Raw genomic sequence first — 7,471 nt, forward strand, 5'->3', positions numbered from 1 at the left:
GCCCGGCCGCGCGCACGACGAGGGCGAGTGCCGCGCCGCTCCGGCGCCCGCGCATCAGCACCGTCGCGAGGATGCCGAGCACGAAGCCGGCGCCGCCGACGAGGAATGGCATCGGGTCGGCGCTGCGCAGGTGCGCGCCGAAATCGTGGGCGACGGCGAGGCCGGCATGCCACGGCGCGGGCTCGGGCGTCGGGGCCGGCGGCACCGGCACGTCGAGGTCGACCGGGAACAGGTCGGTCTTGCCGCCGACGGTCACCGTGAACAGCACGTCGTAGTCGCCGGGCACCGCGCTCCAGGGGGCGTCGAGGCGGTAGCTCCCATCGGGGCCCGCGACCGCGGCGGCCTTGCCCGCCGGCGTCTTCGCCTCGATGGTCGCGTCGGCCACGGGCTCGTTGGTGTCGGCACGGTCGAGGAACAGCGTGAGCCTGCCGTCGCGCGCCACCGCGACGAGCTCGAGCGCGTCGGTGCTCGACGCGCCGCGCGGGGCCTCGACGGCGGGCGCCGCGACCGTCAGCGCGGCCGCCAGCGCCAGGATGGTCGCCGCACGCTTGCGGCGCGTGGTGGAGGTGAGCATCGATACGCCTCTAATCATCTCGAAACGTCGTGGACGTCGTCAAACGTCCTGGCGCGAGCGCCGACGATTAAGATGGTGACGCGGGGCGCGGGGTTTTAGTCCGTCGGTCCGCGATGTTTTCCGCAGCATCGCGAACGAATCGTCAGTGCGGGCCGGATGCGGCCCGCTCGGGCGCGGCCGGAAACACCAGCCGCACCTGCGTGCCCTCCCCCGCCCGGCTGTCCAGGGCGATGGTGCCGTTCTGCCGCTTCATCAGCCCGTGGACGATGGCGAGCCCCGCCCCGCGGCCGGCCTCGCGGCTAGTGGCGAAGGGTGCGAGCGCCCGGGCCAGCATCTCCGGCGACATGCCGGCGCCGGTGTCGGCGATGCGGATGCCGACCGCGCCGTCCTCCGGACGCTGGACCGACCGGTCGCCGGGTGCGATGTGGAAGCTCTCGATCCGGATCGTGCCGCCGTCCGGCATCGCCTCGCAGGCGTTGGTGACGACGTGGCCGAGCGCCAGCTCGACCTGGAGCGGGTTGCTGATCGCCCGCGGCAGGCCGGGCGTGCCGGCGACCTCCAGGCGCACGCCGGCGGGCAGGCCGGGGCGCAGGCGCTCCGCGGTCGCGGCGACGAGCGCGTCGAGGTCGATCGGGCGCACGTCGGGGGCGATCTTGCGCGAGTAGGCCAGCAGCTGGCGCGTGAGGATCGCGGCACGCTCGGTGGCGTCGGTCGAGCGGCTCATCGCCCGCTGGATGAACGGCTCCTGGCTGTCGCCGAGCCGGCGCTTCAGCCCGTCGATGTAGCCGATCAGGATCTGGAGGAAGTTGTTGAACTCGTGCGCGACGCTGTTGGTGAGCAGCCCCAGCGCCTCGCGCTGTCGCGACAGCACCAGGGCGCTCTCGGCGTCGCGCCGGCGCGTCACGTCGAAGACCTGCCCGAGGCGGTACGGGCTCCCGGCGATGGGACCGAGGGTCAGGCGTGCCCAGAAGGTGGAGCCGTCGCCGCGCGCCGCCAGGAACTCGGCGCCGTCGTCGAGGGTGCGGCGGTCGGCCGCCAGAAGCCGGACGTTCCGCCCGACGAGGGCCGCGGCTTCCAGCCCGGCGAGGTGCAGCAGGGCCGGGTTGGCGTGCACGATCGGCGCGTCGGGCCGGCGCGGGTCGAACAGGAAGGCGGGCGCCGCGGCATCGAGCAGCGCGGTCCAGCCGGCCTCGATCGCCGGTTCGTCGAAGGCGTCCGCGTCGGGCTCTGCCATGCTCTCGTCCGGCCTCGCGGAGCGACGGCCCCGACGCGCTCAGCGATAGCCGCATCGCGCCGGACGGCCAAGCCTGAAGCGCGGCCGCGGGACGCGGCGGCGGTCGGGCGCTCAAGTGCAGAAGCGGGTCCGCCGTCTCTCGCAGGCCCCATCCGGGGCTGCGTCGGGCCTCAGGCCCTTCAACACAATCGCGTCATTCCGCGGCGCCGAAGGCGCACGCAGAATCCAGAACCGCAGGCCGTGCTCGGAAAAGCGCCGCCGACGGGTCTGGATCCCCGGCTCCGCTGCGCGGCCCCGGGACGACGGAGCGGAGGACCGACCGCCCCCCGACAGCCTCTACTGCCGGATCCACATCACCCGGGCGATCCAGGCGATCTCGCCGACGTTGAGGTTGCGGTCTTCGTGCTCGGGGTTGAGCGAGGCGAGCTCGACCGTGCGCGCGGTGCGCCGGCGGAGTTCCTTGGCCAGCACCTCGCCGGAATGCAGCCGCACCACCACGCGGTCGCCCTTGCGCACGCCGGCCGACGGCGAGACGATCAACACGTCGCCGTCGCGGAACAGCGGCAGCATCGAATCGCCTTGAACCTCCAGGGCGAAGGCGCGCTCCTCGCCGAGATCGGGAAACTCGATCTCCTCCCAGCCGGGGCCGCCGGTCGGCATGCCCTCGTCGGTGAACTGGCGTCCGGCGCCGGCCTGGGTCAGGCCGATCAGCGGAACGGTCGCGCGCGGCGGCCCCTCGCGCGCCTCGATCAGCCGCAGGAAGTCGTCGAGGCTGGCGCCGGTCGCGGCCAGCACCTTCGACACCGACTCGGTGGAGGGCCAGCGCTTGCGGCCGTCGACGCCGACGCGCTTGGATCGGTTGAAACTGGTGGCGTCGAGGCCGGAACGTCGGGCGAGGCCGGATGGCGAAAAGCCGTGGCGCTCGGCCAGACGGTCGATGGCATTCCAAATCTGCTCGTGGGACAGCATGCGTGACCAAGGCGAAAACGACCGCTGAGACGCACGGCCTAGTTGTAGGAAAGTAGAACTACGGATTGAAAAAGGCAATCGGCCGAATGGGTGATCCACGCCGTTCCGCTGGCCCGATCGCACCCCGAAACGGTTGCCAGGAGGCGGCCCGGCACCCTATCGACGGCGCATCGGAGACCGGGTGCCGCGATGACGCTGATCTACAAGATCTGTCCCGAGACGCTTTGGCGGGACGCGGAGGGCCTCGGCCGGTTCACCGGCGCCGGGATCGACCGGACCGACGGTTTCATCCACTTTTCCACAGCCGCGCAGCTCGCGGAGACCGCGCGGCGGCACTTTTCCGGTCAGAACGACCTCGTGCTCGTCGCCGTCGAGGCGGAGGCGCTCGGCCCCGCGCTGCGGTTCGAGCCCTCCCGCGGCGGCGATCTGTTCCCGCACCTCTACGGCGACCTGCCCCTCGACGCGGTGCGCAGCGTGAGCGCGCTGCCGCTCGGACCCGACGGCGTGCCCGCGCTGCCCGCGGAGATTCCGGCATGATCGGCGCCCTGTTCCCGCTGCTGCGCCCGGCCCTCCACCGTCTCGACGCGGAGCACGCACACAACCTCACCGTTCGCGCGCTGACCCTGCTGCCGTCGCGCACGCCGCCGGCCGACGATGCTCGGCTCGCGGTCCAGGTGTTCGGCCGGCGGTTTCCAAATCCGGTCGGGCTCGCGGCGGGCTTCGACAAGGGCGCGCAGGCGGCCGACGCCCTGCTCGGCCTGGGTTTCGGCTTCGTCGAGGTCGGCGGCGTGGTGCCGAAGCCCCAGCCCGGCAACCCGCGCCCGCGGGTGTTCCGGCTTCCCGGCGACCGGGCGGTGATCAACCGTTTCGGGCTCAACAGCGCCGGCCTCGACGTCGTCGCCGAGCGCCTGCGGGCACGGGCCGGGCGGCCGGGGATCGTCGGCGTCAACATCGGCGCCAACAAGGACGCGACCGACCGGCTCGCCGACTACGTCGCCTGCACCGGGCGGCTGGCGCCGCTGGTCGACTTCGTCACCGTCAACGTGTCGTCGCCCAACACCCCGGGCCTGCGCGACCTCCAGGGCGAGGCCTTCCTCGACGACCTGCTCGCCCGCGTGGTCGCGACCCGCGACGCGGCCGCGGCCCGGAACGGCACGAAGGCCGCGATCCTCCTGAAGATCGCGCCCGACGTCACGCTGGACGCGCTCGACGCGATCTGCGCGACCGCGATCCGCCGCGGGGTTCAGGCGCTCGTGGTCTCGAACACCACGATCGCGCGGCCGGCCTCGCTCACCGAGACGAAGCTCTCGGGGGAGGCCGGCGGCCTGTCCGGCCGTCCGCTCTTCGCGCCCTCGACGCGGATGCTGGCCGAGACCTACCGGCGCGTCGGCGACAGGCTGCCCCTGGTCGGCGTCGGCGGCATCGACTCGGCCGAGGCCGCCTGGACCAAGATCCGCGCCGGCGCGAGCCTGCTGCAGCTCTACTCGGCGCTGGTCTACGAAGGCCCCGGCCTCGTCTCCACGATCAAGCGCGGCCTGCTCGAGCGGATGCGGGCGGAGGGGCTGGCGAGCCTGGCCGAGATCGTCGGGCGCGACGCGACGGCGTTGTCCAAGGCGGCTTAGACCGGCGCCCTTCCCTCCCCCGCAGAGGGGGGAGGGAGGGCGCGGCTTCGTTTGCAGTCACGGGAGCGCTTGCCGTCCGCTCACGCACGCCGCCGCGTCCCGACCAGCACCGCGCCGGCGACGACGGCGCCGATCAGACCCCACTTCACCGGCAGCAGCGCGGCCCCCTCGCTCGGGAGCGGCTCCGTGACGAAGCGGCCGGGTGCGATCTCCACCCCTGGCTTGCCGTGCGCCCGCGCGTCGGCGATCTGGCTCGCCGTGACGGCCCAGGCGGCATCCCGGGCCCGGTCGTGCGCCATCATCGCGATCGCGACCGCGCAGCCGGCCGCCAGCGCCGCGACGATCCGAACCCGTGCCTGCATCGACCGACCCTTCGCCGTGTCCGGAAACGAGAACCGTTAAAAATGCGCGCGTGCCGGACGCATGAGGGGGGTGCGCCGGGGCACGATTGAGAAGCACCCACGCGGTCTCTTATCTCGCAAGTGCGTGATCGCCACGCGCGAAACCCGATTTAGGCCCCGTCATGACCGACCCCGTCGCCACGCCCAAGCGCTCCTCGGCCGCAGGCGGCTGGGGCGCGCTGAAGAGCTGCGGCAAGCATCTCCTCGGCAGCCGCTCCCCGCTCTCGGGTGCCCGCGCCCTGCTCAAGGCGAACCAGCCCGACGGGTTCGACTGCCCCGGCTGCGCCTGGGGCGACCCGGAGCACGGCTCGTCGTTCGAGTTCTGCGAGAACGGCGTGAAGGCGGTGTCGTGGGAGGCCACCGACAAGCGCACGCCGCCGAAGTTCTTCGCGCGCCACACCGTGACCGAGCTGCGCGGCTGGAGCGACTACGCCCTCGAAGGCGAGGGCCGCCTCACCCATCCGATGCGCTACGATTCCGCGAGCGACCGCTACGTCGCGGTGACGTGGGACGCGGCCTTCGCCGAGATCGGCGCGACGCTGCGCGGCCTCGACCACCCGGACCAGGCCGAGTTCTACACCTCCGGCCGCGCCTCGAACGAGGCCGCCTACCTGTACCAGCTGTTCGCCCGCGCCTACGGCACCAACAACTTCCCCGACTGCTCGAACATGTGCCACGAGGCCAGCGGCATCGGGCTCGGCCAGGCCATCGGCATCGGCAAGGGCACGGTGCTCCTGGAGGATTTCGAGAAGGCCGACGCGATCTTCGTCGTCGGGCAGAACCCCGGCACCAACCACCCGCGCATGCTGGCCGACCTGCGCAAGGCCGCCGAGCGCGGCGCCAAGGTCGTCGTGTTCAACCCCGTGCGCGAGCGCGGCCTGGAGCGCTTCGCCGACCCGCAGAACACCGTCGAGATGCTGCGCGGCGCGAGCCGGCCGATCGCCAGCCACTACCTGCAGCCGCGGCTCGGCGGCGACATGGCCGCCTTCCGCGGCATCGCCAAGGCGGTGTTTTCCGCCGACGACGCGGCGCTCGCCGCCGGCCGCCCCTCGGTGCTCGACCGCGCCTTCCTCAACAGCCACACCGAAGGCCTCGCCGCCTACCGCGCCGCGGTCGACGCGACCACTTGGGACGCGATCGAGGACCAGTCGGGCCTCGCCCGCGCGGTGCTCGAGGAGGTGGCGGCGATCTACGTCGCCTCGTCGAAGTCGATCGCCACCTGGGCGATGGGCGTGACCCAGCACCGCCACTCGGTGGCGACGGTGCGCGAGATCGCCAACCTGATGTTCCTGCGCGGCAACATCGGGCGGCCCGGCGCGGGCCTGTGCCCGGTGCGCGGCCACTCGAACGTGCAGGGCGACCGCACGGTCGGCATCAACGAGAAGCCCCCGGCCGCCCTGCTCGACGCGCTCGAGCGCGAGTTCGGCTTCGCAGCGCCGCGCCGGCACGGCCACAACGTGCTGGCTGCCATCGGCGCGATGCTCGACGGCAGCGCCAAGGCCTTCATCGGCCTCGGCGGCAACTTCGCCCGCGCCACGCCGGACACGGCCCTGGTGGCCAAGGCGCTGGCCTCGTGCGAGCTGACCGTCCACATCGCGACGAAGCTGAACCACTCGCACCTGGTGCCGGGCCGGGTCGCCTACGTGCTGCCCTGCCTCGGGCGCACCGAGATCGACCGGAACGCCGCCGGCAAGACTCAGATCGTGACCGTCGAGGATTCGATGAGCATGGTCCACGGCTCGGGCGGCATCAACAAGCCGGCCTCGAAGGAGCTGCGCTCGGAGATCGCGATCATCGCCGGCATGGCCGCGGCCACCGTCGGCTCGGGCCGGATCGACTGGGCGGAAATGGCCGAGGATTACGACCGCATCCGCGACCGGATCGAGCGCACGATCCCGGGATTTACCGGCTACAATGTCCGGGTGCGGCGCCCGCGCGGCTTCATGCTGCGCAATCTCGCCGCCGAGCGGGTGTTCGAGACCGCCACCGGCCACGCCAACTTCTCCGCCGACGCGCTCCCCGAGGCGACCGAGCATCAGGTGGCCTCGGCGGCCGAAAACACCTTCGTGCTCCAGACCTTCCGCAGCCACGACCAGTACAACACCACGATCTACGGCCTCGACGACCGCTACCGCGGCGTCTACGGCGAGCGCCGGGTGATCTTCTGCCACCCGGACGACCTCGCGACCCTGCGTGAAAGCTTCGGCGAGCGGGTCGACGTGGTCGGACTGCATGCGGACGGTACGTCGCGCATCGCCGAGGATTTCCGGCTGGTGCCGTTCGACATGCCGCGCGGGAGTCTGGCCGGCTACTATCCCGAGCTCAACGTGCTGGTGCCGCTCTCGACCTTCGGCGCCGAGAGCGACACGCCGACCTCGAAGTCGGTGCTGGTCACGGTGCGCGGGCGCGCGGAAGCGGCCGCGGCGGCTTGAGCGAGGCCGACGACGCCGCGTTCCTCGCGCTGGTCGACGCGATCGCCCGCCGGCGGCCGGATCTCGGATCGATCGAGGCCGTGCTGCTGGCGGCGGCACAGGGCGGCCTGGCCGCCGACAGCCGCGGCCTCGCCAAGGCCCTCGACGTCGCCCACGCCCACGCGCTGCGCGCCGTCACCGCCCTGGAGGAAGCCGGGCTCCTCGCGGTGGGCCGGCGCGACGCCCGGTCGGGCCGGGCG

Annotated in this window: 7 protein-coding genes and 1 pseudogene; 4 read left to right on the forward strand and 4 right to left on the reverse strand. The window is 72.8% G+C overall.

The features are described from left to right. The 3 genes and pseudogenes from FV223_RS15650 to FV223_RS15660 all read right to left on the reverse strand — a co-directional run. A pseudogene (locus FV223_RS15650) lies at positions 1-574 on the reverse strand (RND transporter); the annotation flags it as partial. 142 nt (positions 575-716) lie between these two features. Continuing rightward, complete coding sequence (locus FV223_RS15655; RefSeq protein WP_147727903.1) at positions 717-1,808, reverse strand: ATP-binding protein; 1,092 nt, start codon at positions 1,806-1,808, stop codon at positions 717-719. 336 nt (positions 1,809-2,144) lie between these two features. Next, on the reverse strand, positions 2,145-2,777 hold the full coding sequence (locus FV223_RS15660; RefSeq protein WP_147727904.1) for a helix-turn-helix transcriptional regulator: 633 nt from the start codon (positions 2,775-2,777) through the stop codon (positions 2,145-2,147). A 189-nt stretch (positions 2,778-2,966) separates the two neighbouring features. On the opposite strand from FV223_RS15660, the gene FV223_RS15665 reads away from it, so the two are divergent. Together FV223_RS15665 and FV223_RS15670 are read left to right on the forward strand one after the other, a co-directional pair. Further along, positions 2,967-3,314, forward strand: coding sequence for a DUF952 domain-containing protein (locus tag FV223_RS15665; RefSeq protein WP_147727905.1), 348 nt, complete (start codon positions 2,967-2,969; stop codon positions 3,312-3,314). Further along, a complete protein-coding gene (locus tag FV223_RS15670) occupies positions 3,311-4,399 on the forward strand; it encodes a quinone-dependent dihydroorotate dehydrogenase (RefSeq protein WP_147727906.1) in 1,089 nt (362 codons plus the stop codon). The genes FV223_RS15665 and FV223_RS15670 overlap by 4 nt, the downstream gene beginning before the upstream one ends. 80 nt (positions 4,400-4,479) lie before the next feature. On the opposite strand, the gene FV223_RS15675 is transcribed toward FV223_RS15670, so the two are convergent. Continuing rightward, positions 4,480-4,761 carry a hypothetical protein gene (locus FV223_RS15675; RefSeq protein ID WP_147727907.1) on the reverse strand — a complete coding sequence of 94 codons (282 nt, stop codon included), beginning with the start codon at positions 4,759-4,761 and terminating at the stop codon, positions 4,480-4,482. 161 nt (positions 4,762-4,922) lie between these two features. Between FV223_RS15675 and FV223_RS15680 the strand changes: the two genes are divergently transcribed. Further along, the gene (locus FV223_RS15680; protein ID WP_147727908.1) at positions 4,923-7,232 is read left to right on the forward strand and encodes an FdhF/YdeP family oxidoreductase; all 2,310 of its coding nucleotides are present in this window, start codon (positions 4,923-4,925) and stop codon (positions 7,230-7,232) included. Further along, positions 7,229-7,471, forward strand: a 243-nt coding sequence (locus FV223_RS15685; protein WP_147727909.1) for a hypothetical protein, incomplete at its 3' end; no start/stop codon positions are given. The genes FV223_RS15680 and FV223_RS15685, both read left to right, overlap by 4 nt.

It is taken from the genome of Methylobacterium sp. WL116 (assembly GCF_008039455.1).
Lineage (GTDB): Bacteria > Pseudomonadota > Alphaproteobacteria > Rhizobiales > Beijerinckiaceae > Methylobacterium.

What these genes read in the sequence shown, in the direction of transcription:
- FV223_RS15655 (WP_147727903.1), bottom strand. Translation starts at nt 1,808, where the DNA reads ATGGCAGAGCCCGACGCGGACGCCTTCGACGAACCGGCGATCGAGGCC.
- FV223_RS15660 (WP_147727904.1), bottom strand. Translation starts at nt 2,777, where the DNA reads ATGCTGTCCCACGAGCAGATTTGGAATGCCATCGACCGTCTGGCCGAG.
- FV223_RS15665 (WP_147727905.1), top strand. Translation starts at nt 2,967, where the DNA reads ATGACGCTGATCTACAAGATCTGTCCCGAGACGCTTTGGCGGGACGCG.
- FV223_RS15670 (WP_147727906.1), top strand. Translation starts at nt 3,311, where the DNA reads ATGATCGGCGCCCTGTTCCCGCTGCTGCGCCCGGCCCTCCACCGTCTC.
- FV223_RS15675 (WP_147727907.1), bottom strand. Translation starts at nt 4,761, where the DNA reads ATGCAGGCACGGGTTCGGATCGTCGCGGCGCTGGCGGCCGGCTGCGCG.
- FV223_RS15680 (WP_147727908.1), top strand. Translation starts at nt 4,923, where the DNA reads ATGACCGACCCCGTCGCCACGCCCAAGCGCTCCTCGGCCGCAGGCGGC.